Origin of the sequence: Xanthobacter autotrophicus (assembly GCF_029991245.1) — a bacterium.
GTDB classification, from domain to species: Bacteria; Pseudomonadota; Alphaproteobacteria; order Rhizobiales; family Xanthobacteraceae; genus Xanthobacter; species Xanthobacter autotrophicus_C.
Genome location: NZ_JAIVFO010000004.1, coordinates 1 through 24,852, shown reverse-complemented (window position 1 = coordinate 24,852; position 24,852 = coordinate 1). Strand labels below are relative to the sequence as shown.

Genomic DNA, 24,852 nt, shown 5'->3' with positions numbered 1-24,852 from the left:
TGGGACAAAAGGAGGCCCTTATGCCAAAGCCCCAAGTTGAAGCCGAGACCGCCCGATTGGAAGCGCGTATCCCGGTCCATGTCTATGATCAGATTCAGCGCGCCGCTCGCCTGCGCGGCCTGACCCTGACCGGCTATCTCATCGCCACCGCTGGCGAGGACGCACGACGCGTTGTCGAGGACGCCGACATCATGCGCCTCGCGCGCGAGGACCAAATCCGCTTCGCCGAGGCACTGATCAATCCGCCCAAGCCGAACGAGCGGCTGGCCCGCGCGGCGAAACGCCATGCCGAGCTGATCGAACGCCGGTGAGCGTCCACTTCACCATCGAGCCGCTGGCGAAGGCGCACAAGCGGGCAGATTTCACCTGCGGCAACGACCGGATCGACAGCTACTTCCGCAAGGCCGTCTCGCAGGACGTGAAGAATAAATACGCCACCTGCTTCGTCGCCAGGGAGATCGCGACGGACCGGGTGGCGGGCTTCTACACCCTGTCGTCCAGCAACGTGCCGTTGAACGAGGTTCCCGAGCCGCTGGCGAAGAAGCTGCCGCGCTATCCGACCGTCCCGGCGGTGCTGATCGGCTGGCTTGGGCGGCATAGCGATTACGCCGGACATGGGCTTGGGGAAGCCCTGCTGTTCGACGCCATCAGAACCGTGGCGGCCGCGCCTATCGGAGCGCACGCTATCTTCGCCGACGCCATCGACGACAACGCAGCCGCTTTCTATGCCGTCTTTGGCTTCATGCATTTGGTCAAGCGGCCGCGCACCCTCTATCTGCCGATGGCGACGGCGCTGAGCCTGCTATCACCATGACGATCGCCTCCGCTCCTACGCCGTTTCCGCCCCGTGCCGCCGCGTGCAAGTATTTTTACGCCACGGCGCGCGGAGGCTTCCAGCGTAGAAAAAGGCTATTCTTTCAGCGGCCTCGTTCGGCGATTCTGGCGCAATGGCCAGACTTCGTAAGGAACGCCCGCCGACCGCATCCGAGCAGCTTGAACCGTTGCTCAGCTATCCTTGGCCCTTTCCGGGCCAACCGCCGTAACATGACCTCGCGACCTGGACCGTCACCGATGACTGGCCCGAGCATATCCCCGTCACGGAGGCCAAGGTGGACGTGTTCGAGGCGTGGTTCGGCGACCTCTTCGATGAGCTGTTCGGGCCATGCCGATGATTTGAAAAGGAGACATACGCCATGTGGAGCAGACAGCACCGGATGAACTCGCCGGCACCGAGGGTCATGACCTTCGCCTTGCCGTGGTGACGACAGTCCTTCCGGCGACAGCACGCGCAGGGGCAGGAAGAAGCCGGGGCGGCACGCGATCCAGCGCGTGCCATCGGGCGACGGGCCACCACCGGGCATGATGGCGCAGATTCTGGCCCCAAGTGTGGAGGACGGCGACAAGGCCAATCTCCGCGCCGAGATGCTTCGGATCGGCGCCGATGGTGCGCAGCGTCTCGGCCGCCGCTCTGAACAGGATGGCATAGACCGCCGCCTTGTTCTGGAACGCGATCACGGCCACCGGTGCCGGCAGCGTGAACACGACGTGGAAGTAGGTTACCGGGAGCAGCTCAGCCTGGCGTGCGGCCAACCGCTCTGCCCGAGCCGTTCCTTGGCACTTCGGACAGTGCCGGCTAGCTAGAGCGTTTTCCTCGCGTTTTGATTCGGCTGGGATTCCCAAATCAGCGGCGTTCTGATTCGAGCTTCGTGTCGGAGAGGGAGGCCGACATGCATGGCCAGGACGCTGTCTTTGGACCTGCGGGAGCGGGTGGTTGCCGCCGTCGAGGGCGGGATGTCGCGGCGGCAGGCGGCCGAGCGCTTCGGAGTGAGTATCGCCAGCGCCGTGCGCTGGTGCGCCAGGGTACGGGAAACCGGAAGCGTCGCGGCCAAGCCGCGCGGCGGTGACACCCTCTCCGCCCGGATCGAGGCGCAGGCCGACCTGATCCTGAAGCTGGTGGAGGAGACAGGCGACATCACCCTGATGGAGCTTCAGCATCAGCTGGCCGCCCACGGGCACCGCTTCGCCATCGGCACGCTTTGGCGCTTCTTCGACCGTCACGCCATCACTTGGAAAAAAAGACCGCGCACGCGGCCGAGCAGGACCGCCCCGATATCCTGAAACAGCGCCAAGCCTGGTTCGACGGCCAACTGGACCTGGACCCGGAGCGGCTCGTCTTCATCGACGAGACCTGGGCTTCCACCAACATGGCGCGCCGCCACGGCCGTTGCCGGCGCGGGAAACGCCTGCGGGTCGGCGTGCCGCACGGCCACTGGAAGACGACCACCTTCGTCGCCGGCCTGAGATCCACCGGCATGGTCGCACCCATGGTACTCGACGGCCCGATCAACGCCGTGGCATTCCAGGCCTATGTGGAACAGGTTCTCAGTCCCGAGCTTTCGCCAGGCGACATGGTGGTGATGGACAATCTCGGCTCCCACAAGGGGCCTCAGGTCCGCGCCGCCATCGAGGCTGCCGGCGCCGGTCTGCTTTATCTGCCGCCCTACAGCCCCGACTTCAATCCCATCGAGAAGGCATTCTCAAAGCTCAAGGCGCTCCTGCGCAATGCCGCCGAGCGCTCCGTCGCCGGCCTGTGGGACGCCATCGGTCGCCTCATCGACTGCTTCACGCCAAAGGAATGCCAGAACTTCTTCATGGCCGCAGGATATGAGCCATTATGAGCGGAAAACGCTCTAGCCCGCATTATGCAGCGCAAGCAGGCGGATGCAGCTTAACGAGCTGATTTCGTGTATGATTTGGTTGTCGACGCCAATCAACGCGATTTCAAAAGGCCACACCCGCCATGATTGATCCGATGCTGCCGTTGCCAGGCCTGTCACCTGTTTCCGGCAAGCCTGTCGTCGCCAAATTCGACGGCGGATTGTTGTCGTCGGACAGCGGCGTGCTGGTGTTGCGCGAGGTCGAGCAACGTCTTCGCGTCGCCGAACGCATGGCCGCCTGCATTGTCGATCCGCGCGCGCCGGAGCAGATCACGCACACGCTCGCCGACATCATCCGGTTTCGCCTGCTGATGATCGCCGCGGGTTACGAGGACGGCAACGACGCCAACAGCCTTCGCGTCGATCCCGTCTTCAAGATGGCGCATGATCTTTCGCCCTCAGACCGCGATCTGTGTTCGCAGTCGACGATCTCGCGTCTGGAAAATCTGCCCGACGCCCGCGCCCTGCTGCGCATGGGCCACGCCATGGTCGACCTCTATTGCGAATCGTTCACGCAGGTCCCCAAGCGCATCACCCTCGACATCGACGACACGTTCGACGCCGTCCATGGCGGCCAGCAATTGCGGTTGTTCAATGCGCACTATGACGAATACGGCTTTCAGCCGATCGTCGTGTTCGACGGCGCCGGTCGCTTCGTCACCGCCATTCTGCGTCCCGCCAGCCGGCCCAGCGGCAAGGAGATCAGGGCCTTCTTGCGCCGCCTGTTGCTCGCCGTTCGCAGCCATTGGCCCAAGACCGAAATCCTGCTGCGCGGCGATAGCCATTATTGCACGCCGGAGACGATCGACTTCTGCCGCGCCAACGGTCTCGACTTCGTCTTCGGCGTGGCGCCGACCTCGACGTTGCGAGCGCACATCCTGGCCCTCAAGGCCAAAGCGACGGCGACGTTCGAGGCTACGCCCAAAAACGGCAAGGTTCGACGCTTCAAGGAGTTCCTCGACGGCGCACAAAGCTGGAGCCGCGTCGAGCGCATCATCGCCCGCGTCGAGGCCAGCGCGGACGGACCCGATACGCGCTTTGTCGTCACCAATCTGACGACCCGCAACGCGCGCAGGCTTTACGAGGACGTGTACTGCCGACGAGGTCAGGCCGAGAATCACATCAAATCCTGGAAGACGCATCTGGCGGCGGACCGCACGTCCTGCATGAAGGCCAGCGCCAACCAGCTGCGTTTGTTCCTGCACGCCGGCGCCTACTGGTTGATGTGGGGCTTGCGCCAGTCAATGCCGCGGCGATCGATGTGGCGCGTCGCGCAGTTCGACACGCTGCGCCTGCGGCTGATCAAGATCGCCGCGCGCGTCGTCGAGATGAAGACGATGATCAGGATTCATTTGCCGACATCGTGCTGCGGACAGGACATCTTGCGTTTCGCACTCGAAAAAATCCCGCGCCTCGCCACCTGAGCGGCGCGGCGCCACGCCCCGAAAACCAAACCTGTCCCGTCAACCCGCAAACCCTTCCTCTTCGAACTCTGGCCACGCCGCCGGTGACGGAAATGCGCGTCGGTGTGACCAAAAACTCTCGATCGCATCACCCAAAAACTGCGCCGCAAGCGGCACAAAGCTCAAAGCGCTGCATAATGCGGGCTAGGCAAGGGCGTCTTTCGCCGCTCGCATGCCGACAATCAGAAAGATCGCCGAGCCTGCGGCGATCACAAGACCCAGCAGTTGGCCCGCGTCGGCGCCGAACAGGCAGATCAGCGCAGCACCGACACCGAGCAATCCGACGGCGATTCCGAGGAACGAGATCGCGCGCGATGAAAACGTTCCACTCCGGATCAGCACTGGCCCGAACAGGAGCAATGTCCCCGCTCCGAAGGCGAAGGTTCCCGAAATGAACAGAGCATCGGAGAAACTCTTGGTCGCGACAAACCCGGCCTCCGAAGTGCCGCTCGAAGCGGCCGCCACCAAAGTTCGTCCAACGAGCGCGTCGACACTGACGAAGATGATATTGCTGAGCGCGATCCCGAGCCATCCCGCCGCCTTGATCGGCTGCCCGCGCAGTACGAGACCAAAGGCGACCATCATTGCGGCCGCAGCGAAGATGACATCCCCCGTCAAGCCCACCACGCCAATCCACCACAGCTGCATGCCGTCGCTCGCTCTCAGGGCTTCGAGCGCCTCCGGCAGCCGCGCCGTCACCACGGGCATCGTCGCCGCCGTGGGCGACGCCGCATAGAGTCCGCTGACGACGGCAATCATGACTGCGCCGAGCACCACCCCGGCGCCGCCAATCCGGATTGCGGCGCTGGCGGCATCTTTCGTCTCGACCTGCCTGCCTTCGGTCATGGCGCTTGTCCGAATTCTAAAATAGTTGCAGACTGAGACTATAACTGCAATAATTCCAACGTGCAACCGTGCCAGGAAAGACCGATCTCGCGACGTTCAACTGCTCGCTCGCCCGCGCGCTCAATGACGTTGGCGACTGGTGGACACTCCTCATCATTCGCGACGCATTCCTGGGGGCGCAGAGGTTTTCCGAGTTTCAGCGCAGCCTTGGCATGGCGCGAAATACGCTGTCGGATCGGCTCGAGCGCCTCTGTGCGGCTGGGGTCTTGCTGCGAGGCGGCGCGTTGGCGCGCCCGATCTACAGCCTTACGGAGAAGGGCCGCGCGCTTGCTCCGGCATTGGTCGCCCTTCAGCAATGAGGTGACCAATTCGCCTCCGAGAACCGCCCGCCTGTGGTGGTGACGGACCAATGTGGTCGCCGGTTGCCTAGGGTCAAGCTGGTTGACAGAGATGGCGCGGAGGTCGGCCCGGAGGATCTGCGTTTCAGGCCAGGTCCCGGCGCCGACGAGCGCACGCGCGCTCGATTTCAAGCAGCAAAATCCGTTCGGAAAGAGCTAAAGTGATCCGTAGCTGCCGAAGGCGCTACGCCAAGCTCGATTTAAGTGTGCGCCACCTGGTGGGACGAGACATGCGCCCGATCTCGCGAAAGTGGTCATTGCGCCCGGCGGGCTCGGAAGGCATTCTGCATGCCATCGAGCATGATGTTGAAGGATGCGTCTCTCATGGCTACGAAACGCGTTCAGGAGATTTGTGCCGTACTGGTTCGGCTGGCTGCGCCTGACCTTAGTCCGAAGCAGCTGTTTGATGCGGTGCGACAGGAATTCCCTGAGGCCACACGGAAAGAGATCGTCAGGGCAGCGTTCATGGCAGTCATCACCACGGCGGACGTCGACTGCAATAAAGCCCGAAAGCTTCAGAGTTTTGCGTTGGCGGAGCGGCCAGTGGCCGGCACCGAGATATGAAGGATCAGCGATGATCAAGCGGCTCCGACACCGATGGTAAGCCGGTAGCGGCTGGGCACCGATCGGTCGCGATCGTGCCGGGCGAGGCGCCGGTTGCGCCGAACGCCCCGCTCAAGGCCGACGACGTGCTGTTCCGTATTGATCTTGCTCCGGGCGGCGTGTCGCGTTCGTCAGAAGGTGTGGATTGCAGAGGCCGTCGCAGGCCGCGGTATTTAAATCTATCCTTCAAATAAATGATCCGTCTCAATATGTCATTATATATTGATGATAATTTATACGAGCGGCGCCATGATATATGACGCCGCTCAATTGGTTCACTTTCCAGCGCGCAGCTTCTCGGCCGCGGCTTTGTAGGCCGCGTAGTGGTCGCCTTCATCCGCCGCGATCTGCCGGAACAGTTCCGCGACCTTTTTGTCCCCCACCGCATCCGCTTGCTTGGCGAAATTCACGTACATCTCGGTGTTCTCGTAGCGCTCACCCGCCGAGGCGTCGAGCAGGTTTGCCTCGTCGGTCTTGACGAGGCCAAGGGCATCGGCCTCGCGGGCAAAATGCTCGTTGGCCTCCACATTGGCGCTCTCGTCGAACAGCTTGGCGATCTCGGGATGGCCGCTCTTGCGCGCCTGCTCGGCATAGGCCTGGTACTTCAGGTTCGCGAAGGCTTCACCGTGCATGGCCGCCTCCAGATTCTTCTGGGTCTGCGGGTTCAGCGTCTCGGCCGAAAAGCCAGGGGCGGCGGCGAGCGAGGCGCCGACGAGCGCACCGGCGACGAAAAGGTTGCGAATGATTGTCATGGATCGGTCTCCCAGGAAATCAAGGTGTCGCCCAGCGGAGCGGCGACCTCCTCAATAGGCGCGCGACCTGACCAAGTCCTGACGACGATAAGTATTCGAACGCATTCATCCTGGGTGTTGTCGTGTTCGGCGCGCCATTGCTTCTCGTCAGGCTTTTGTCAGCACCACTCTTTAACAGAAGGCACCGAGCGAGGCCGGCCCCGTCCCGTCTCCCAGAGCATGAGGTGAAGCCGATGTATCACAATGTACTTCTGACCACCGCCGCCGGTCTGTGCCTTCTCTCCTCCGCCGCCCTGGCCAGTCCCACCTGCACCAGGGAGCCGCAAGAAAAGTGGCTGAGCGAGGAGGTCATGAAGCAGAAGATTGCCGAGATGGGTTTCAAGAATATCAAGGTGTTCAAAAAGACAACGTCTGGATGTTACGAGATCTATGGCTACAACAAGGACGGCAAGAAAGCAGAGGTATATTTCAATCCAGTGACCAGCGAGATCGTCGAGAACAACGTGGACTGAGCCATGTCCTCCCCATATCAAGCGCCCACCACCTCTCGCACCGTCGCTGGACCCGCGGGTGCGGGCCCGGACACTGTGCCGGTGTGGGATCCGCTGGTGCGGCTCTTCCACTGGACGGTGGTGCTGGGCATCATTTTGAACAGCTTTGCGCTGGAGGGCGGCAAGAGCGCCCATCGCTATGTCGGCTATGTCATCGCCGCGGCGCTGGCCGTGCGGATCGTGTGGGGCGTCATTGGCAGCCGTCACGCCCGCTTCTCCAATTTCGTTACCTCGCCATGGGCGGTCCTGTCCCACCTGCGCGCCGTCGTCGCCCGTCGCAACCGGCGGTATGTGGGGCATAATCCGGCAGGCGGGGCCATGGCGCTGGCGCTCATGGGCCTCATCACGCTCGCCTGCCTCACCGGGTGGATGCAGACTCTCGACATCTTCTGGGGCGTGGAATGGGTGCAGGAGGCGCACGAGATCACGGCCAATCTTATTCTCGCCATGGCGGCAGTGCACGTGCTCTCGGCGATCGCCGAGAGCGTGGTCCACCGGGAAAACCTGCCTCTCGCCATGATTACGGGGCGCAAACGCCACGCGTCTGGAACGGACATCGACCATGCGGGTCCTGCTCGCCGAGGATAATCCCCGCTTCGCGAACCTGATCGCGGAAGGTCTGGAAGCGGAGGGCTTCGTGCTCGACCGCTTCGGCAGCTTGAGTGCCGCGCGCGAGAGCGTGGCACTCGACCGATACGACCTTTTCCTCATCGATCTCGGCATGCCGGACGGGGACGGGATCGATTTCGTCCGCGCCGTGCGGCGCGCGGGCAACACGACGCCCATCCTGGTGATCACCGCCCGCAACGGCCTTGGCGACCGGGTGGGAGGTCTGGATTCGGGCGCTGACGACTATCTGGTGAAGCCGTTCGACATGCCCGAGCTGGCGGCCCGCTGCCGTGCCCTGCTGCGCCGCCCCGGCGGTTGCCTCGGCACGACCTTGAACGTCGAGAACCTCGAGTTCGATACCATCGCGCGGGAGGTGCGGATTTCCGGCTGGGTGATCCATGTGCCGCCGCGCGAGTGCGACCTGCTGGAACGCCTTATGCGCCGCGCCGGCCATGTGGTCAGCAAGGCCAGCCTTGAGGACACCATGTACGCCCTTTCCAGCGAGGTCTCGCCCAATGCTTTGGAGGCGGTGGTTTCCCGCCTGCGGCGACGCCTGGCCGCCGAGAAAGCGCGGGTGGTCCTGCATACGGCCCACGGCATCGGCTACATGCTCGCATCGGCGGCGCAGACAGGACAGGTGGAACGGGGCGCCCCGCGATGACGCATGGCCCGGCTTCCGGCACGCCCCGCACGCTTTTCTTCCGCCTTTCGGTCCGACTTGCCTTGGTGGGGCTCGTGTTCCTGGTGGTGGAGCTGGCGGCCGTGGTGTGGATGTATGTCCGCAACCCCAACGAGCTTGACCAACTGCTGGTGACCGCCGAGGCGGATCGCATCGCCGGCGACATTCCTCAAATGCTGGTCGATGGCGCGGTGCCTGAAGCGCTGCGCCAGCCGATCGCGGCGGGAACGCGCCGCGCCTTCCTGATCCATGAGCTCGGGGGCGGCGTCATCGCCCGCTTTAATGACGGCGACCTGAAGATCGCTGACGAGCCGCCCGCCTCGTTCCTGGTGATCCGTACCCAGCGGGAAAGCTGGGGCCAGCGCTTCCTGCTGAGCGGCACCCGCCGGGTCGCAGTGGAGCAGCATCCGTTCTGGATCACGGTGGCCATCTTCGGCCACGGCTTCCAGCCGTTCGTGCCGGTGATTTTCAATGAGATCCGCTTTCACGTGATCTTTCCGCTGCTGCTGCTGTCTTTGATGTTCTTGTTGTTCAACTTCTCCGTGGTGCGATCGACCTTGCGTCCCCTGCAAAGGACCATCACCGCGATCAACGCCATCGACCCCGCCCAGGTTGAGACCCGCATAGAGGCGGAGGCCTCCTCCCGGGAGGTTGCGGCGCTGGTGAGCGCGGTGAATGCCATGCTGGAGCGCATCGAGCGCTCGGTACGCGCACTGAAGGATTTCGCCGGCGACGCCGCCCATGAGCTGCGTACGCCGCTCGCCGTGATGATGCTCTCCATCGGCAAGCTGCCGGACAGCCCGGAGAAAGCCAAGCTGGAGGTGGATGCCCAGCGCATGAAGCGGCTGGTGAACCAGATGCTCGACATGTCCCACGCCACCGCGCTGGAGCTTGACCCGGACCGGCGCGCCGATCTCGCCGCCATCGCCCGAGAGGTGGTGACAGAACTCACCCCGCTGGCGTTCGCGCGCGGGCACTCCATCTCGTTTATGGATCAGGGCGCTGTGGCGGTGCACGGGCATGGCGAAGCCATCGGCCGAGCGCTACGCAATCTGGTGGAAAACGCCCTGACCCATACCCCTGCGGGCACCCGGGTGGAGGTCACCGTCGGCCCCGGCCCGCAGCTCGATGTGCGCGATCACGGGCCGGGCATACCGGAAGACCGCAGGACCGAGGTTCTGCAGCGCTTTCGCCGCCTTGACCGGAGCCAGCCCGAAGGCGCCGGGCTGGGGCTCGCCATCGTCTTCACCATCATGACGCTGCACGGCGGCGTGGTGCGGATCGAGAATGCCCACGGGGCCGGCGCGCGCATCCGTCTTGTCTTTCGGGAAAGCGGTCCAGTGATGCGGGCGTGAGGCCTCATGCGTCCGACGCCCTTCAATCTGACTCAGAGGCGACCATTTGCCCATTGCGCTTGACGCCCCATCTAGTTTAGAAATTTTCTAAAATATGACGCGACTGACCAAGTCTGGAATGGAAGATGGACGCCCGGGAAATTACGGCGAATCTCGAACGGGCACTGGCGGCCACTGTGCCGTCGAATGGATGCAGCGACCCCGTATGCACGCATCAGCCGTTTGACCGCTTGGCGATAGTGCGGATCGTTGTCGCCGTGCTCGGTGCAGCCGCCGTTTGGTTCAAGGTGTACGAACCCGTTGCCTCCGTCAGCATCGTTGGTCTTGTCGCCCTGGCTTATGCCGCCTGGCCGATCTTGAGCGAGGCCATCCGGAATCTGCTGGCTCGCCGGATGACCATGGAACTGTCCATGAGCATCGCCATCCTCGCCGCCGCCGCCATCGCCGAGATCTTCACAGCTCTGGTGGTTACGGCGTTCGTTCTGGTGGCGGAGGAACTGGAGCACCTCACGGTGGCGCGTGGGCGCAGCGCCATCCGCGACCTGGTGGACTTCGTGCCCAAGACGGCCAAGGTAAGGCGCGACGACCAGATCCTTACCTTGCCGCTGGAACAGGTGGTGGCGGGCGACCTGGTGCTGGTGAGCCCCGGGGAGAAGGTGCCCGTGGACGGGGCGGTGGCCAGCCGCCATTCCTATGTGGACCAGTCACGCATCACCGGCGAATCCATGCCGGCGGAAAAGGCTGAAGGCGCGCCAGCGTTCGCTGGCTCCATCAACCAGATGGGGGTCCTGGAGATCCGGGGCGAGCGGGTGGGGCGCGACACGAGCTATGGCTCCTCGCCCTCGTGGTGGTGATCGTGCTGGACTCGCTGGTCGGGAGCTTCTGAGGGCGCGGCCGAAACCCGCATGTCGCGCTGGTGGATGCCGGACGGAGCGGCATCCACGGAATCGAACCCGGAGAGAGGCCGCTGCTACAGACTCTTCGCCTGCCAGCTAAAAGCGGTAGCTAACGCCCGTGCCTATTAGCCAGGGGTTGAGGTCCGCGGTGCCGGTCAAGTGGCTGCCCCCAACCACGACATCAAAGTTTGGCTTTACAAAAACTTTTTTTACGTCAACATTAATTCCCCAGTGTTGATCAATCATAAGGTCAAATCCCGCCTGTAACGCAAAACCCCATGCGTTTTTCACGTCGAGACCGGCGACATTGTGCTCGCTTTGATTGTAAAATACTGTGTAGTTTGGTCCAGCGCCAACGTATGGCTTAAATTTGCCAAATCCATCGAAATGATACTGGATGGTCACTGTAAACGGTAGGATCCACACCTCGCCCACATCCAAGCCGGCAAGAGAGCCTTGACCATAGATCGTATGTGCGGTCGTTCCGACGATGGTTTCAACAGCGAAATTTTTATCAATGAAATAAGAAATATCTAATTCCGGGACCACCATATCAGAATAGGAGAGATCCGAAAAGGGTACACCATTAACCAAGCCGCCGTCTTCCGGCAACACATAGATGGCCCGCACACGAAGAAGCCAGGGATTCCAGGTGTCTGTCGCCGGCGTCTTGACCGCAGACGGGAAGTCCGCTGCGCCTGCCCCGTCGGAGAGAAGGGCGAGAAGCCCGGCCACGGAAGTCAAGTACATTGCATGTTCGAGACATTTCTGCCACCTGCAATCAGGGAGGCTGACTTTTATCATTGGATGCCCTCGCTGTTTCCATAGTCATTTGTTGTTTGGCTTGACATTGAAGAACATTTAGACTTGCTATAATTTCGCTGAGTTTCGGCTTTGCCCCAAAATGGAGATGACGCTCCGAAACCGTCTCCAAATCGACAGCTCATCCCCTGCCTTCCATCGCGGTCGAAAGTCTCCTATCGCTTCAATAGCCAATATAACTATTTATAGAAGAGCCACAATTGTCAAGCAAGCGCTTTGCGACGACGGTTTTCCTTCAGACTTAGGTAGAGTTCGTCGATGACCGCCGCGGACATCTCGCCATCCAGGACCTACAAGGGAGATTGCTTGAACAATGCGCCCACCGAGAGCATCCTCCACACCCCGAAAACCGAGCGGGTCCGTCATCGCCTTTATGCCTCAAGGGCCGAGGCACGACGGAAACTATTCGGCTACATCGAGGGCTTCTACAACCCCACCCGGAAGCACGCACGGAACGGGATGCTGTCGCCAATCGAGTTCGAACGGCAGCACAAAGCCAAAGCCGAAGGCGTCTAGAAAACTCGGGGCGGTTCAGGTGGTGCTTTGATGTGTTGCTTCAGGATCGGCGACGAAGGTAAATGAATCCACCTCATCTCGAGACGCGATCGACCCTACACATCTCGTCTCCGGAAAAGGTTCGCGAACGGGCCAGAAAACGTCTCTCTGTACCGTTATCGAGTGAAAACATGCCGCCTCGACCTGGGACGACGTCGATGATGAGCTGCGTGTGACGCCAACTCTCAAATTGGTCGCCCCCAATATAGACAGGCGTACCATCAATCTCGCCCAAGAGCACATCCCGATCACCGACGATGAAATCGCCGCGCGGGTAGCACATGGGCGAAGAGCCGTCGCAGCAGCCACCTGACTGATGAAACATCAAAGGGCCGTGCTGCACCTTAAGCTCGCGGATCAGCGCGCGGGCAGTATCGGTGGCCGTCACCAGCTCTAGATCGATCTTGTCGGTCATATCTGATTCTCCGGTGACAGCTTACTGAACAGAGCCCGGCAGAACGATCGGGGTCTCGCCCCACCGGGCAGGATAAAGGCGCCCCCAAGGCCGCGCCTTTATCCATGACCCCGGCCCGCTTAGCTTGCGTCGCTAACTAAGCGGACACGTGCTCTCTTTGTTAAGGTGAGAGAACGCTCAGAAGAAGCCGAGCTTCTTGGGCGAGTAGCTCACCAGCAGGTTCTTCGTCTGCTGATAGTGATCGAGCATCATGGCGTGGTTCTCGCGGCCGATGCCCGACTGCTTGTAGCCGCCGAAGGCCGCATGGGCCGGATAGGCGTGATAGCAATTAGTCCACACGCGCCCGGCCTGGATCGCACGGCCCGCCCGATAGGCGCGGTTGCCGTCGCGGGTCCACACGCCGGCGCCGAGGCCGTAGAGTGTGTCGTTGGCTATGGCGAGCGCCTCCTCATCGTCCTTGAAGGTGGTCACCGAAACCACCGGGCCGAAGATCTCCTCCTGGAAGATCCGCATCTTATTGTGGCCCTTGAACACGGTGGGCTTAACGTAATAGCCGCCAGCGAGGTCACCGGGCAGCGCACTGCGATCGCCGCCAATCAGCACCTCGGCACCTTCCTGGCGACCGATGTCGATGTAAGAAAGGATCTTCTCCAGTTGCTCGGAGGAGGCCTGCGCGCCGATCATGGTAGTGGGATCGAGCGGGTCGCCCTGTTTGATGGCGGCGACGCGGGAGAGCGCCTTCTCCATGAAGCGATCATAGATGCTCTCATGGATGAGGGCGCGGCTCGGGCAGGTGCACACCTCGCCCTGGTTGAGGGCGAACATGACGAAGCCTTCCACCGCCTTGTCGAGGAATTCGTCGTCCTGATCCGCCACGTCGGCGAAGAAGATGTTGGGTGATTTTCCGCCCAACTCCAGCGTCACCGGAATGAGGTTTTGGCTGGCATACTGCATGATGAGCCGGCCCGTGGTGGTCTCGCCCGTGAACGCGATCTTGGCGATGCGGTTGGACGAGGCCAAAGGCTTGCCCGCTTCCAGGCCGAAGCCGTTGACGATGTTGAGCACGCCGGGCGGCAGGATGTCGGCGATCAGCTCGGCGAGGAGCAGGATGCTGGCCGGGGTCTGCTCGGCCGGCTTGATCACCACGCAATTGCCTGCGGCAAGCGCAGGCGCCAGCTTCCAGGTGGCCATTAGCAGGGGGAAGTTCCACGGAATGATCTGCCCCACCACGCCGAGGGGCTCGTGATAGTGGTAGGCCACCGTATCGTGGTCGATCTCGGAGATGCCGCCTTCCTGGGCGCGGATGGCGCCCGCGAAATAGCGGAAATGGTCGATGGCGAGGGGGATGTCGGCAGCCAGGGTCTCGCGGATCGGCTTGCCGTTGTCCCAGGTTTCGGCGCGGGCGAGGAGGTCGAGATTGTCCTCCATCACCTGGGCGATCTTGTTCAGGAGCAAAGCGCGCTCGGCGACACTGGCTCGGCCCCAGGCCGTCTTGGCGGCATGGGCGGCATCAAGCGCCAACTCCACGTCGGCGGCCTCCGAGCGGGCGACCTCGCAAAGAAGCTGACCATTCACCGGGGAGTGGTTGGCGAAGTAGCGCCCGCTGACCGGCTCGGTCCACTGGCCGTTGATGAAGTTACCATAGCGCTCCTTGAAAGGCGCGGCGGTTGGACGAACGAATTCAGGCTTGTTCATGGTTTCTCCCTCAATCTCTTTCACTTTGGCGAAATTGCCCCAACATAAAGGACCGCGCTGGCTGCAACCCTAAAGGGCCGCCGGGGCGAGCTTAGCCCTACATTACCTCCCGGGTGGCTGCCGCCTCTTCCGGCGAGAACCCGATATCCACCGGCGACTTGACGAGCAGCGCTCCTGTCCGACAAATCATCTCGGCGAGGCTTGCAGCGCAATCTACGACCTTGATCGCGAGTTCAAAAGGATCGGCAATTCCAGCCGCCCATAGATCAACTTCATTGCCCGTTGTCGCATCGATTCCAGCCCAAGGAAGTCCGGACCAGCGTCCAAGCGACTCGCCCCCCGCCGTCTCGCCGCCAGCATTTCGCAGAATCACTTTTTGCGGTTTAGCCAAACCTTCTGCAAGCGCCAATAACCCGCTCTTGACGCCCGGATCGACCGATATTCGAGCCCGGTCCCGAAGTCTACGGGCCGCTACCGATAGTCCTGTACCTCCTCCTGGAACTGCTCCCCCTCGCAGCAACACGCGTGTCACGCCGATTGCCTTGTTTGCCAACGCAAGTCTGTATTTAATTGTAAGGTCATTACGCCCGCCGATGGAAATCTCCGCGTACTTTCCTTGAAGAAACCTGATCCTATCTCCTGCTGTTTCCTGCAAACCCATCTTGGAGGTGAACGATTTGGTCTTGTGTTCGTGGAAAGCGAGTTGTGCGCGTACTTCGTGGATGCGCTGACGCAGAGCCTCTTCGCTCCCTTGACCCCCTCGAATCAGAGTGGACCTTTCATCGATAAAGATTCGCTCGCACCCACCAAGATCGCCGGCGACAAGCGTGGCTAACGAGTCACCTCGTCCCTCAAGAAACGCCCGAGCCCCCGTCAACACTGCAAGATCGGCCACGAAGTCGCTCAGCGTCTCGCCGTAGGCAGGCGCCTGCACCGCTGCACAGCGAACGCGCCCGCGGGCATTGTTCATGATTAGACCTGCCCGCACGTTTTCATCAAATCCCCCCGCAACCACCACAATAGGCCGTTCCTTCTCGGCCGCCACCGCTAACGCTGGTGCAATCGCCCCAAAGTCGTCCAGCACCCGGTCAGTCAGCAACACCAGCGGAGCGTCAAACTCGACGCGCATGCTCCTCTTGTCGGTAACAAAAGCCGACGACAGATACCCCTTTTCGTAGCGGGCGCCCTGAACAATCTCCAGACTATCTTCGATGGTATCGGCAATCTCTGCGCGAACATCTCCTTCGGCACCGACCTCGCGGAAGGCGTCGCTGACGAGAACTGCAATTGCCCCTTCGCTAAAGACCGCGTTCGGGAGAATCCTCCTGATACGATCTACGGTCACCGGTCGCCGCAAATCTTCTAGCGCAGCACGTGCATCTTCAACGCCTAGCCGCAATCCTTCGACAATCGATTTAGGCTCAACATAAGCTGCGAGAGCCCGAACTACGGCTTCAAGAACCGCGGCCGTCGCGACAAGCGTTCCGCTAACTCCATCGCCAAAATCGCGTTCAATTTCCTTCCCAAGCAGCGCGAGCAATTTGCGCCCGACCTCTTTTTCCGGCTCCCGATATTCGATTGCACGGCAGATCGCCGAGCCATCCTTAACAACATTGGGGGTCAGCTTACCAACGTGCTCTATGAGAACGGTGCGCCCACACGGGCCGAGGGAACTCGCTGCCGCTTTGGCAAGATCGCCCATCCCCCCCAAAAGCGCCCGCGAAGCTGCCGAGTTATAACATACGATGCTGCTCAAGGTCGTGGCCCCTCTGCACTGAGAAGTCTCGGCGCGATAGCTTCCCCACTATCAACGCTGCACATGACGAGGGAGGTTCGTCCAGCTTTTGCCCGCATCGCCGCAAGTCGTTCCAGCCTGCTCCATAGATTCACTAGATCGCGTTCGCGATATGTGGCGCCCGACAATAGCTCGTTGATCTCTTCCGTTCCTCGGCGCTCAGTGGTCCTCAACTTCCAAAGTTCGCTGACGCGATCGACTCCGAGGCAGCTCTTCAACTCTACTTCTCTTCGCTGAAGACTATTCCATGCGTCGTCGAACGAAATCGCGAGGTCCTTTAGAAAACATCGCACCTCTCTATCGTTCCTCGGCTCTGCTTCCCTGTCTTTCGTTTCGTATCGCATGATTGCCTCACGCCGTTAGGGTTTGCTCCCCACTTCAGACTGCCAACCGTTTTCTCGAAACCTAACTTTTCATGACTCCCCGCCCCGCCGCAACCCTCAGATGCTCGAGCCTACGGAGCTTGGCCCAGACCGCCACAAGCTGCCTTTCCCGGTAGGCAGCTCTTTGAAGGAAAGCCGCAGTTGCGTCGCTGTCCGGTTCGGAAAGCCAGTATTCTCGTAGCTCCTCAACCCTCTGCTCGCCTATCGCGGCCGCCAGACGATCCTGCGTCTCGCGGGTTTCGCGCAGCGACTCATCCAGCGCGCACGCGACTTCCCGCATGAAATTGCTTGCCGTAGAGTTCTGAAGGGGGCCTACGCGTCTCATTTAGCCTGACGCCAAGAATTTCTCGCTGAACACACGGTCCGACCGCACTCCGCGAGCGTGACAAATCTCCTCTACGAACCGAACCATCGGTCCCGGTCCGCACACGTAAATATCGGGCTTTTCCCCAGTTTCATTGAGTATTACCGACAACACCTCGCCTACGTTACCGACGCGGCCAGTCCATTCCGGATCCGGCGTTTCGAGCGAAAGTTCAAGCGACAGCGCTGGCAGAGCCCCAGCCAGGGCCGCCAGTTCCTTCGCGTAAAAGAAGAATTCCTGGCTGCGCATCCCAAAAATCAGTCTGCAGGGTGCTGGATCGTTGGCTTCGGCCATCCCTCTGAGCATGGAAACCAGGGGAGCCAAACCGGTGCTGCCGCCGACGAAGTAGCGCGGACTCACACTGGCGTGGACCTGAAACTCTCCGTAGGGACCCTTTATCTCTACGACTTGCCCGACCTTCACTCTTTCTCGAAGGTAATTGGAAAAGACGCCGTCCTCAAGCAAACGCACCATCAATTCGACTCGCCCACTTCCGTCAGGGATATTGGCCATCGAATAACTGCGCCACTCGCCAGTTCCCGGTACTCGGAGCTTTATATATTGCCCTGGAGTCCAGCGAAAATCGCGAGGCTTGCCAAACTCGTCTCGCAGTTCCAAGAAAATTGAGACCACATGTTCCGTGAACCGCTCGATCACCGCGATTCTTGCCTCGTAGATCTCCTCGATCCGGGACGTGCCGAACGAAACGCGGTCGAGTCCGTATGGTAGTTGAATTTCCAGATCCGACCGCGGATACGTCTGACAAAGTAATGTAAAGCCCTCGTCTTGATCTTCAGGCGGCAAAGAATAAACACTTACACCTCTGCCCAACTCAAATTCGCCATCTGAACAATGCACTCGGCAGGTCGTACAAATCCCTTTGTGGCACTCCGAGAGCAGAATGATATTGTTCCGCAACGCCGCGGAAAGGACGTCCTCGGCGTCATCGCACTCGAATTGCAAGTGCTCTCCGTCCTCAAGCGTCGCTCTAATCAGGTGCATAAGTTTCCCCCTAAACGGCCGTTTGCGGCCTGTTGGTCTCGGAGTTTTTGTCAAGGCTCCCGAAGACGCGTATCATTGATTTCACGGCTCGCCACGCGGCGGCTTCGCTCAACGCGGCTCCTTCGTGAACCACGTCGTCTCCACGCAAGATCTGCCATTGCCAAGCAAAACCAAAGTCCGTACACACGCCTCGAAAGGCTGTTTCCGCGTTCTGCTTTTCCGACAATGGTAGATCAGCCGTTTCGCCGTTGTGCATTTGCGCCTCCGGGATATCGCTTGTTGCCGCGTCAGGTCGTTTCACCCGTCATCGCGTTCCCGTGCCCCTCGACAAGCACACGAAAGCCTCGCTTGGCGCGCCATTCGGCGACGTCGATGGCCGAGATATCCGCGACCTTCGCCCTGGTCTCGAGCAACCGCTTGCTTAAGTAGCTGTCGAGTTCGAGCCATGCGTTGACCGGCATCACAGGAGGTTTGAACTTGCGTCGAAATTCCGCAGCCAAACCTTCTAGCGTGAATTGACATTCGCCAGCGGCGTCAATGCGGTGGCGCAAATCACGGTAAACATCTGCCGCCGCAGCGCCACACACGCACCTGTCGAGCAAATCCTTACCGTGAAATTTCTCGCTTTTGAGCGAAGCGACGCGCCTTTCGGCCTCCGCTTCGATCCACAATGAGTCGTACTCCAAATCGTACGTCTCGCGCTCGGTCCCGACGTGCTTGGTGCGGATCTCCGTCAAAAGCGCTACCGCTTCGTCGAGATTGCTGAGCCCTGCGATGCGGTCCCGCCAGCTACGACGCGTATCATTGTCGTATAGACTGCGGTCTCCGTCGCGTAGGCAGTGGTTCGTGAACGCCATTTTGTTTCCTTCCCTATACCAACGCTTCATCGAGCCCGACAAGCTCCGTCGTCAGCGTGAACACGTTACCGGTAATGAATGCTCGACCAACGGTCGAGGACACGTTTACCAGGAAGTCGTAAACATTGTACGATCGCCCCATGATATCCGCCACTATATCTACATCAATGACAATTTGCCCATCGGCTTTGATCCAGTAGTAACTAGCGTGATCTTCCACCACGATTGATGGATTCGACTTCTTTTGCTCCCCAAGGATGATGTCGTCGACGACGACTTCCATTTCCTCACTTTTCATTAGAACAAGTACAACATCACGCGATTCCTTGACGGTCATGTTTTTTTCATCAAGGAATTCGTCGATAAACGCCTGCCCATTTTTAGAGTTCAGGCCCTCGCTCGATCCACGTCCGCTCATGCCGGTATCCCCTTCGCCGTAACATCACGAAATAGGTTGAATGGACTTCGTAGCGTCAGATCGATACGCCAGCGCTGGGTCCATGCCGCTCATCACTTCGGCCACCAAACCGGCGACATCCGCCTCGTATCCAATCAGGTGAGCGAAGTCGGTCGCCCAATCCTGCATGACGCGCTCAACGCCTTCCTCTACGACGCTGCGCCCTGCGACTTTCTCGGAAGCATTCGGAAGTTGAGCATAGATTCCGACAAATCCTCTAAGTCCTGCGAGGGTGACCGGAAGCCATTTGTCAGTCCAGGCACGTATCACCGCCCGGTTGTGCAACCCGAAATCGGGATCGTTCGCAAGATTGTCTCCGAACAGCCGCCGCACACCCCCCTTGGCGGTTTGGGCGTAGCCGCTCGCCTGACTTAGAAACCAAGGCGTGATGTTATCGCCATACGCTGGCGCGATTCTCTGAAAGAACTCCCGCCGAACGAACTGCCCGTAAATAGCATCAATGATCGCATGCGACGCCCAAAGGATTTCTCCCCAGTCATACGTGTCGCCCCAAAGGCGTTCGACCGCCTCGCGAATGCCGGCATAGATCGGGCTCTTGGTCCACACTTCTTTCGCCCGCACCAAGTCGGCGTCGAAGTTTTCTATCTGCTTGCTCAGAAACACGCGCTCTGTCTGCACCATCTGCGCAGCGTCATTCTTATCAAATGCTGTTAGAGCAACCCAGGTCTTTACGAAATCCGAAATAGAATCTTTCGTGGCTGATGAATGCGCGTTGAACAAACCGTATTCGTAAAAAGTCAACGCCCCAAAATCGACATCGAGGAAACCAATCCAGTCACGTTCGATTAACCGAACAAGCCCCTCAGAGGAAGCCGCTTTCATGAACCGGTCTGCAGTGCGCCCATCTTCCGCCTTGGCCTTGACCGCGGGATAAAACCAGCGGCGATCGGGATCCCGAAATTTGAACCAGTCGCGATTGATGACCTCCGTGGTTTCGTTCGCATAGGCGCCACGGCCGCCGGCATGCTTTTGCTGATACTCACCGACCTCAATGCCGCCGCCCGCATAGTCGGCGCTCTGCTGCGCATAGGCCGTCAACTGCTCATACTCGGTCAACCGCTTGCCTTCCGGCACGACATAATAACTCATTGTGCGCTGCTTCTCCAGCGGCTCCGCTGGCGAAACTTTCCGGATTTCCATGATCCGCTCGGGTTCGAACGCCGCCCGAATTGACTGCCCCTGCTTCATCTTGGTTTCCTCTCTTCAGATCTGAGCACCGGCGCCGCCTTTGACGGCGCCGGTGCAGTTCCGCGTCAGTGCATCTTCAGAGGATTCGGAATCTTCATCCCAATTCGCTGAATGTCATCAATGGTCCACATGTTGTCCGAGCGCAAATGGGGCTGTGCTATCATTGTCTTGCCGTCACTGCGCAATCCGCCGCCTGCGCGGATGACCTCGGAAAGTTCCCACCCCTCAAACTGAGTGAGGAAATCCTGCGCCTCGTAGCGCTCGGGCTCGAGCAGGAATTGTTGCTCGCCATAGGTGTCCGAGAAAGCGTAACGCCGGCCATTGCGCTCCAGGATGCGAAGATCGCACGCACCCTTCGCGAGCTTCGGACAGAACGGCACGCCAGACACGTGGTCCACATAGGGAATGTAGCCATTCTCGATCAGCCAAGCCGACGGCAGAAATCCGCTCTTCGGATCTTCAAAGCCTAGCTTACGCCATTCGTCATAAATGCGCCCGTAACGGTCGTACCAGCCAGGATAATTCTCCTCGAACCAAGCCATGTCGACTTCGTCTGGAAGCTCATGCCGCCAGTGGTGCAACGGCCAGAGGGCATACGCGAGAATGGCGACATCATGGTGCGACCAGACGGCGTCCTGCTTCGCCTCTCGCAGGCTGGGCGGCGATGTGACTCCATACTTGGCCAAGCGGCCAAGCCAGATCCCCGCCCAATCTTCATACACCCACCGATTCCAAGTCTTATACCACGGCTCCACCTTGTATCTGCTGAAATATTCGAACAGATAGCCCAAGATCGGCGTGAAGTATTTCGTCTGAGTCCAGAAAGCGTTATTGAGGTCGGTGTTGAGATGCAGCTTGGCTTTCGGGTCATTGATCACAGACACGATCGTCTGATACCCGTTCGCCATGTGGCGCATCTCATCGGTCTGGATCGACGTAAAGACGGTCGGCGTAATTTCATCGCCGTTTGTGGCGGCCCACTCCGTCAAAGCGACGATCAACGGATTAGTGTAGCAAGCCTCAGCCACCAACTGAAGGTTGATGGAACATTCGACCGGATCGCCGGCATTGAACCCGTCGCCGAACGCGCGCTTGATCCCTCGGAAGGCAGGGCCAACGCTGCGCAACTGACGAGGATTGTTGTGCCCGGCAGCGTCAGAGCCGTGTTTCGAAAAGTAGTGATTGACGTAGGCCGTCTGGTTGCTGTGCCGAATTTCGTCGATCACCTGGGCGAGATATCCATTTTTCTGCTCGGGAGACTGTGCGGAGTCCCAGAGCAAGGCGGAGCCTGCGATCGCATTGTACTCACCGCATTCCAGAAAGTTGGCGAAAACCTTCATCGCTTCCGCCCATCGGGGATGGACCCGGTTCGCGGCGTCGAGACGGTCGAGCCCATCGAGCAGGGTTCCGAACTGCCGCTCCTCTTTAATTGCCTCCATCCGAGCATATTCTTTAGCGGTAAGCTTGAACTGTTCCTTGGTCAAATTCGCCATTTCATACTTCGTGCCGTATTTTGTACGGTTTTTTTCAAACTCCCACTTGAAATCCATCAGATAGCGATGGACTTCCTGAGCCTCGACCGAAGTCGGCGCGCGGACTGCGCGCTTCGTATTTTCCATAATGCTGTGGCCGCTCGGCTTTACTGATTGCATTCTTAGTCCTCCTGCATCCCTGCTATGACCCACGCTGGCCGCGCTCTGCGGTCTTGCGCGATTGCTTCCGCCATGTCGGAATCTTCTGGGAACCGCCCAAGCGAGTTCGCCCAGCGTCACTACGCGGGCCCCTAACGCATCAGAGCGGCCGTGAGCGCCTCAATTAGCTTGCGTTCATCCCTGCGCCCTAAATCTGTTTAGGGCTGCTTTTTTTTCCATTTTTTGCGCGGGTTGAACCCTGCGCACTGGTAGTTTGCACGAAAGAGCCTTGACGGATATTGCCTAAAGGTACAGTTTCAGCGCGTTCGCAGCAAGATACGTGAATGAATCGGAACAGGCGGTAAGCGGCCATGGTACAGACGGCCTGCGCCTTCCTCGACGCTCGCGATACCGAGCGTCTCGAACGGATCATTTCCGACCTCAGCGCGACATCCACCACAGAAACCATCTCAGATAGGTGGATGTGAAAGCAAGCCACGCCTCGTTCGGTTGACCTTGTTTATTTCCAGATCCTTCGCGCCGCGAGTTACGCACCTCTCGTCCCGGGCGGACACCTCGAAGAACCGGCTAAGAGCCCTTCTCTGATTGGGGTCGTTGAGGTCAAGCTGCTCGTTCTGGTCGCCCCGTCTTGGCTTCTCCGGCTCGTGTCGCCCCATGGGTCACACGCTTCTCTTCGCGGTCGGCGCTGGGCCGCCGCATGATGGGGTCAGGAGGGCGAGGCGTCTCAATCTGTTTCACGACCTTGGGTTTGCCCAGGTTCTGGACTCTCAACGAGATCGCCTTGCCCATCGTCCCCACGGGAACGATCCGGTTCACCCTTGCGGGGTCATGCGTGGTGTCTGGCCCTCCCGTTTCGGCTCTGCGGCGTCATGCAGCGGCCGTGGCTCCATTGGCGGGGTCTTTGCCCCAGCGGAACTGCGAACCGTCGCTCCACATGCGGTGGAGGATGACGGCGAGCTTGCGGGCGACCGCGACGCGGGCGCGGGCCATGCCGCGATGCCTGGCGATCTTCATTCCCCACGCCCGCAGGCTCGACCATTTCTGGCTCCTCACGAGCAGCGTATGCGCCGCCTCATAGAGCGCCGTGCGGGCGAGTTCGTCGCCGCATCGGCTGATCTTGCCCTGGATGTCGGTCTCGCCCAACTGAAAGCGCGCCGGTGTCAGCCCGACCCGGCGTCCCGAGCTTGAGGCCGGCCTCAGCGGTGCCTAAAGCCACCACGTTCTGCCGGGCGTCGGCCATTTCCCGCTGCGGAAAGTCCCCGACGCAGTGCTCGAGCGCCTCCCACCTTTCCTTCGGGCGCCGACGGGAGGACACTTGGCGCCGTTATCTGCGGCGATGCCGACCCGCCCTAGAAGACAGGCTTACGGTAGCGCGCCTTGTCGGCATCCGGCGTCACCAAATCGGGATCGTAGCCGTTCTCGATGAGCCTGCGGGCCGTTTCGTCTCCGTGCTCGGCGGCGCGATCAATGTAACGGCGGCCGAGGAGGGGATCACGCGCGACGCCGTGTCCGCGCAACAGGTCGAGACCGAAATTGAGCTCTCCCACGGAAGAGCCCAGTTCGGCGCTGCGCCTGTCCCACTCCGCAGCGGCTGCCGGGTTGGACGGGTGCGTATAACCATTCTCCTCTATCCAGGCCATCCACGGGAGAGCGCCCGTGACACCCTTTTCGGCGCAGTAGGCGAAGATGCGCTCGGCGTAGACGTGCATTCCCGCTTTCGCTGCCTCGTATCCGGCAATGCAGTCGAAATTGGTGGCGCGCTTCTCCTCAATGCGGCGCATCACGGCGTCCATGGAAAATTCCTGCGGATTGAGCACGCCGTGGTCATCGACGACGGTATCGCCGGCGAAGGCCTCCGATGCCGAAGCCGCTAGAACGAAACCCAGCAGGGTCGCCCGCAGAATGAGCGCGTTCGCGCGTCTAAACATCATCGCGTCCTCCTCGTCATGGCAGATGAAGGGATGTTACACGTGCGCTGGCATCGGGATGTCAGGCGCAAGTCTGCCGATTTCAAGAAATATGCACGACGGGTGGGTCCTTCTACCCGTCGAAGCGATAGCCGAACCCGTGCACGGTGCGGACGATCCGCGGGTTGGCCGGATCGTGCTCGATCTTCCGGCGGAGCGCCGAGATGTATTGATCCACCGCCCGACTGTTCGGCATGTAATCCCGTCCCCAGCAGAGGTCGCAGAGGTCGTTGCGTGAGACGACCAGGCCCTTGCGGTCGTGAAGGATCCTGAGCAGCGTCACCTCGCGTTTGGTGAGGTCGATGCGCCGCTTGCCCCGGTAGGCGCGCAGTTCCTCCGGCGCCACCTCGATGTCGCCGAGGATGAAACGGGCCGTGGGCGGGGGCCGCGCTGGGGAAAGCGCGGCGCGGCGCAGGAGCGCGCGGATGCGCGCCAGAAGCTCGCGCGCGCCGAACGGCTTCGTCAGAAAATCGTCGGCGCCGTATTCGAGACCGAGCACCCGATCGGTCTCCGTGTCCCGCGCGGAGAGGATCAGAATCGGTAGGGCCGGGTCATGCTCGCGGATCTTCCGGCAGAGGGCGAAGCCGTCCAGTTTCGGCATCGTGACATCGACGATGGCGATGGCGATGAGCGGCGCGTGATCGCGAGCAAGCGCCAGCGCCGTGTCCCCATCGGGCGCGGAAAGACAGGCGAAGCCCTCCAGCGCCAGAAGCTCGGCGAGGCCCTGGCGGAGGTTCTGATCGTCCTCCGCCAGAAGAACGCTTTGGGGCGGGTGGGACACTGTGCGGCTTCCTCCCACCCCCTCAGCCC

General features: G+C 60.6%; 24 protein-coding genes and 3 pseudogenes. 12 read left to right on the top strand and 15 right to left on the bottom strand.

Annotation, left to right across the window (positions count from 1 at the left end):
- The first annotated feature begins 20 nt into the window (after positions 1 to 20).
- Complete coding sequence (locus K9U41_RS01695) at positions 21 to 311, top strand: DUF1778 domain-containing protein (protein ID WP_282639124.1); 291 nt, start codon at positions 21 to 23, stop codon at positions 309 to 311.
- Positions 308 to 814 (top strand): GNAT family N-acetyltransferase, encoded by a 507-nt coding sequence (locus K9U41_RS01690; RefSeq protein ID WP_282639123.1) that lies wholly within the window; start codon positions 308 to 310, stop codon positions 812 to 814. The genes K9U41_RS01695 and K9U41_RS01690 overlap by 4 nt, the downstream gene beginning before the upstream one ends.
- 463 nt (positions 815 to 1,277) lie before the next feature.
- Here the strand turns inward: K9U41_RS01690 and K9U41_RS01685 are convergent.
- A pseudogene (locus tag K9U41_RS01685) lies at positions 1,278 to 1,647 on the bottom strand (IS91 family transposase); the annotation flags it as partial.
- Positions 1,648 to 1,731: 84 nt separating this feature from the next.
- Here K9U41_RS01685 and K9U41_RS01680 point away from each other — a divergent pair.
- Positions 1,732 to 2,678 (top strand): IS630 family transposase gene (locus K9U41_RS01680; RefSeq protein ID WP_282639122.1). Its coding sequence is split into 2 segments (ribosomal slippage): positions 1,732 to 2,071 and positions 2,071 to 2,678, totalling 948 coding nucleotides; the frame shifts between segments, so codons are not numbered across the junction.
- 122 nt (positions 2,679 to 2,800) lie between these two features.
- Positions 2,801 to 4,141, top strand: a complete 1,341-nt coding sequence (locus K9U41_RS01675) for an IS1380 family transposase (RefSeq protein WP_282639121.1) — start codon at positions 2,801 to 2,803, stop codon at positions 4,139 to 4,141.
- Positions 4,142 to 4,324: 183 nt separating this feature from the next.
- Here the strand turns inward: K9U41_RS01675 and K9U41_RS01670 are convergent, their stop codons facing one another.
- Positions 4,325 to 5,026 (bottom strand): hypothetical protein, encoded by a 702-nt coding sequence (locus tag K9U41_RS01670; RefSeq protein WP_282639120.1) that lies wholly within the window; start codon positions 5,024 to 5,026, stop codon positions 4,325 to 4,327.
- Positions 5,027 to 5,094: 68 nt separating this feature from the next.
- Here K9U41_RS01670 and K9U41_RS01665 point away from each other — a divergent pair, with 68 nt between their 5' ends.
- Together K9U41_RS01665 and K9U41_RS01660 are read left to right on the top strand one after the other, a co-directional pair.
- The gene (locus tag K9U41_RS01665) at positions 5,095 to 5,385 is read left to right on the top strand and encodes a winged helix-turn-helix transcriptional regulator (protein WP_282639118.1); all 291 of its coding nucleotides are present in this window, start codon (positions 5,095 to 5,097) and stop codon (positions 5,383 to 5,385) included.
- A gap of 363 nt (positions 5,386 to 5,748) precedes the next feature.
- The gene (locus K9U41_RS01660; protein WP_282639116.1) at positions 5,749 to 5,988 is read left to right on the top strand and encodes a hypothetical protein; all 240 of its coding nucleotides are present in this window, start codon (positions 5,749 to 5,751) and stop codon (positions 5,986 to 5,988) included.
- Between the two features lie 314 nt (positions 5,989 to 6,302).
- On the opposite strand, the gene K9U41_RS01655 is transcribed toward K9U41_RS01660, so the two are convergent.
- Positions 6,303 to 6,779 (bottom strand): rubrerythrin family protein, encoded by a 477-nt coding sequence (locus tag K9U41_RS01655; protein WP_282639115.1) that lies wholly within the window; start codon positions 6,777 to 6,779, stop codon positions 6,303 to 6,305.
- A 233-nt stretch (positions 6,780 to 7,012) separates the two neighbouring features.
- Here K9U41_RS01655 and K9U41_RS01650 point away from each other — a divergent pair, with 233 nt between their 5' ends.
- The 5 genes from K9U41_RS01650 to K9U41_RS01630 all read left to right on the top strand — a co-directional run bounded on the left by K9U41_RS01650 (position 7,013) and on the right by K9U41_RS01630 (position 10,827).
- Positions 7,013 to 7,291 (top strand): PepSY domain-containing protein, encoded by a 279-nt coding sequence (locus K9U41_RS01650; RefSeq protein ID WP_282639176.1) that lies wholly within the window; start codon positions 7,013 to 7,015, stop codon positions 7,289 to 7,291.
- 81 nt (positions 7,292 to 7,372) lie between these two features.
- Positions 7,373 to 7,918 carry a cytochrome b/b6 domain-containing protein gene (locus K9U41_RS01645; protein ID WP_349237819.1) on the top strand — a complete coding sequence of 182 codons (546 nt, stop codon included), beginning with the start codon at positions 7,373 to 7,375 and terminating at the stop codon, positions 7,916 to 7,918.
- Positions 7,893 to 8,600, top strand: a complete 708-nt coding sequence (locus K9U41_RS01640) for a response regulator transcription factor (RefSeq protein ID WP_282639112.1) — start codon at positions 7,893 to 7,895, stop codon at positions 8,598 to 8,600. Before K9U41_RS01645 ends, K9U41_RS01640 begins: the two co-directional genes overlap by 26 nt.
- Positions 8,597 to 9,973 (top strand): sensor histidine kinase, encoded by a 1,377-nt coding sequence (locus K9U41_RS01635; RefSeq protein WP_282639111.1) that lies wholly within the window; start codon positions 8,597 to 8,599, stop codon positions 9,971 to 9,973. The genes K9U41_RS01640 and K9U41_RS01635 overlap by 4 nt, the downstream gene beginning before the upstream one ends.
- A 410-nt stretch (positions 9,974 to 10,383) precedes the next feature.
- Entirely contained in the window at positions 10,384 to 10,827 is a 444-nt protein-coding gene (locus K9U41_RS01630; protein ID WP_282639110.1) for a hypothetical protein, read from the top strand.
- Positions 10,828 to 10,965: 138 nt separating this feature from the next.
- Here K9U41_RS01630 and K9U41_RS01625 read toward each other — a convergent pair whose 3' ends face one another.
- Positions 10,966 to 11,619 carry an OmpW/AlkL family protein gene (locus K9U41_RS01625; RefSeq protein ID WP_282639108.1) on the bottom strand — a complete coding sequence of 218 codons (654 nt, stop codon included), beginning with the start codon at positions 11,617 to 11,619 and terminating at the stop codon, positions 10,966 to 10,968.
- 345 nt (positions 11,620 to 11,964) lie between these two features.
- On the opposite strand from K9U41_RS01625, the pseudogene K9U41_RS01620 reads away from it, so the two are divergent.
- Positions 11,965 to 12,207 (top strand): annotated as a pseudogene (locus tag K9U41_RS01620) (IS3 family transposase); the annotation flags it as partial.
- A 73-nt stretch (positions 12,208 to 12,280) separates the two neighbouring features.
- Here the strand turns inward: K9U41_RS01620 and K9U41_RS01615 are convergent.
- The 11 genes and pseudogenes from K9U41_RS01615 to K9U41_RS01565 all read right to left on the bottom strand — a co-directional run.
- Entirely contained in the window at positions 12,281 to 12,661 is a 381-nt protein-coding gene (locus K9U41_RS01615) for a DUF779 domain-containing protein (protein WP_282639107.1), read from the bottom strand.
- Positions 12,662 to 12,838: 177 nt separating this feature from the next.
- Complete coding sequence (gene adh / locus K9U41_RS01610) at positions 12,839 to 14,356, bottom strand: aldehyde dehydrogenase (RefSeq protein WP_282639106.1); 1,518 nt, start codon at positions 14,354 to 14,356, stop codon at positions 12,839 to 12,841.
- A gap of 97 nt (positions 14,357 to 14,453) precedes the next feature.
- The gene (locus K9U41_RS01605) at positions 14,454 to 16,058 is read right to left on the bottom strand and encodes a TCP-1/cpn60 chaperonin family protein (RefSeq protein WP_282639105.1); all 1,605 of its coding nucleotides are present in this window, start codon (positions 16,056 to 16,058) and stop codon (positions 14,454 to 14,456) included.
- 801 nt (positions 16,059 to 16,859) lie between these two features.
- Positions 16,860 to 17,861 carry a 2Fe-2S iron-sulfur cluster binding domain-containing protein gene (locus K9U41_RS01600; protein ID WP_282639104.1) on the bottom strand — a complete coding sequence of 334 codons (1,002 nt, stop codon included), beginning with the start codon at positions 17,859 to 17,861 and terminating at the stop codon, positions 16,860 to 16,862.
- A gap of 326 nt (positions 17,862 to 18,187) precedes the next feature.
- Positions 18,188 to 18,757 carry a hypothetical protein gene (locus tag K9U41_RS01595; RefSeq protein WP_282639103.1) on the bottom strand — a complete coding sequence of 190 codons (570 nt, stop codon included), beginning with the start codon at positions 18,755 to 18,757 and terminating at the stop codon, positions 18,188 to 18,190.
- A 13-nt stretch (positions 18,758 to 18,770) separates the two neighbouring features.
- Positions 18,771 to 19,175 (bottom strand): MmoB/DmpM family protein, encoded by a 405-nt coding sequence (locus K9U41_RS01590; protein WP_282639102.1) that lies wholly within the window; start codon positions 19,173 to 19,175, stop codon positions 18,771 to 18,773.
- Positions 19,176 to 19,199: 24 nt separating this feature from the next.
- Positions 19,200 to 20,423, bottom strand: a complete 1,224-nt coding sequence (locus K9U41_RS01585; RefSeq protein ID WP_282639101.1) for a methane monooxygenase — start codon at positions 20,421 to 20,423, stop codon at positions 19,200 to 19,202.
- A gap of 65 nt (positions 20,424 to 20,488) precedes the next feature.
- A complete protein-coding gene (locus tag K9U41_RS01580; RefSeq protein ID WP_349237818.1) occupies positions 20,489 to 22,075 on the bottom strand; it encodes a methane monooxygenase in 1,587 nt (528 codons plus the stop codon).
- Between the two features lie 867 nt (positions 22,076 to 22,942).
- A pseudogene (locus tag K9U41_RS01575) lies at positions 22,943 to 23,248 on the bottom strand (transposase); the annotation flags it as partial.
- Between the two features lie 176 nt (positions 23,249 to 23,424).
- Positions 23,425 to 24,006, bottom strand: coding sequence for a tetratricopeptide repeat protein (locus K9U41_RS01570; RefSeq protein WP_282639100.1), 582 nt, complete (start codon positions 24,004 to 24,006; stop codon positions 23,425 to 23,427).
- A 109-nt stretch (positions 24,007 to 24,115) separates the two neighbouring features.
- Positions 24,116 to 24,852 (bottom strand): response regulator transcription factor (locus K9U41_RS01565; RefSeq protein ID WP_282639099.1); only part of this gene is annotated, 737 nt, incomplete at its 5' end.

Bases quoted from the DNA above. Each gene is read 5' to 3' on its own strand.
- K9U41_RS01695 (WP_282639124.1), top strand. From the start codon at position 21: ATGCCAAAGCCCCAAGTTGAAGCCGAGACCGCCCGATTGGAAGCGCGT.
- K9U41_RS01675 (WP_282639121.1), top strand. From the start codon at position 2,801: ATGATTGATCCGATGCTGCCGTTGCCAGGCCTGTCACCTGTTTCCGGC.
- K9U41_RS01670 (WP_282639120.1), bottom strand. From the start codon at position 5,026: ATGACCGAAGGCAGGCAGGTCGAGACGAAAGATGCCGCCAGCGCCGCA.
- K9U41_RS01660 (WP_282639116.1), top strand. From the start codon at position 5,749: ATGGCTACGAAACGCGTTCAGGAGATTTGTGCCGTACTGGTTCGGCTG.
- K9U41_RS01655 (WP_282639115.1), bottom strand. From the start codon at position 6,779: ATGACAATCATTCGCAACCTTTTCGTCGCCGGTGCGCTCGTCGGCGCC.
- K9U41_RS01650 (WP_282639176.1), top strand. From the start codon at position 7,013: ATGTATCACAATGTACTTCTGACCACCGCCGCCGGTCTGTGCCTTCTC.
- K9U41_RS01640 (WP_282639112.1), top strand. From the start codon at position 7,893: ATGCGGGTCCTGCTCGCCGAGGATAATCCCCGCTTCGCGAACCTGATC.
- K9U41_RS01635 (WP_282639111.1), top strand. From the start codon at position 8,597: ATGACGCATGGCCCGGCTTCCGGCACGCCCCGCACGCTTTTCTTCCGC.
- K9U41_RS01630 (WP_282639110.1), top strand. From the start codon at position 10,384: ATGAGCATCGCCATCCTCGCCGCCGCCGCCATCGCCGAGATCTTCACA.
- K9U41_RS01625 (WP_282639108.1), bottom strand. From the start codon at position 11,619: ATGTACTTGACTTCCGTGGCCGGGCTTCTCGCCCTTCTCTCCGACGGG.
- K9U41_RS01615 (WP_282639107.1), bottom strand. From the start codon at position 12,661: ATGACCGACAAGATCGATCTAGAGCTGGTGACGGCCACCGATACTGCC.
- adh (WP_282639106.1), bottom strand. From the start codon at position 14,356: ATGAACAAGCCTGAATTCGTTCGTCCAACCGCCGCGCCTTTCAAGGAG.
- K9U41_RS01605 (WP_282639105.1), bottom strand. From the start codon at position 16,058: ATGGGCGATCTTGCCAAAGCGGCAGCGAGTTCCCTCGGCCCGTGTGGG.
- K9U41_RS01595 (WP_282639103.1), bottom strand. From the start codon at position 18,757: ATGGCGTTCACGAACCACTGCCTACGCGACGGAGACCGCAGTCTATAC.
- K9U41_RS01590 (WP_282639102.1), bottom strand. From the start codon at position 19,175: ATGAGCGGACGTGGATCGAGCGAGGGCCTGAACTCTAAAAATGGGCAG.
- K9U41_RS01585 (WP_282639101.1), bottom strand. From the start codon at position 20,423: ATGAAGCAGGGGCAGTCAATTCGGGCGGCGTTCGAACCCGAGCGGATC.
- K9U41_RS01580 (WP_349237818.1), bottom strand. From the start codon at position 22,075: ATGCAATCAGTAAAGCCGAGCGGCCACAGCATTATGGAAAATACGAAG.
- K9U41_RS01570 (WP_282639100.1), bottom strand. From the start codon at position 24,006: ATGATGTTTAGACGCGCGAACGCGCTCATTCTGCGGGCGACCCTGCTG.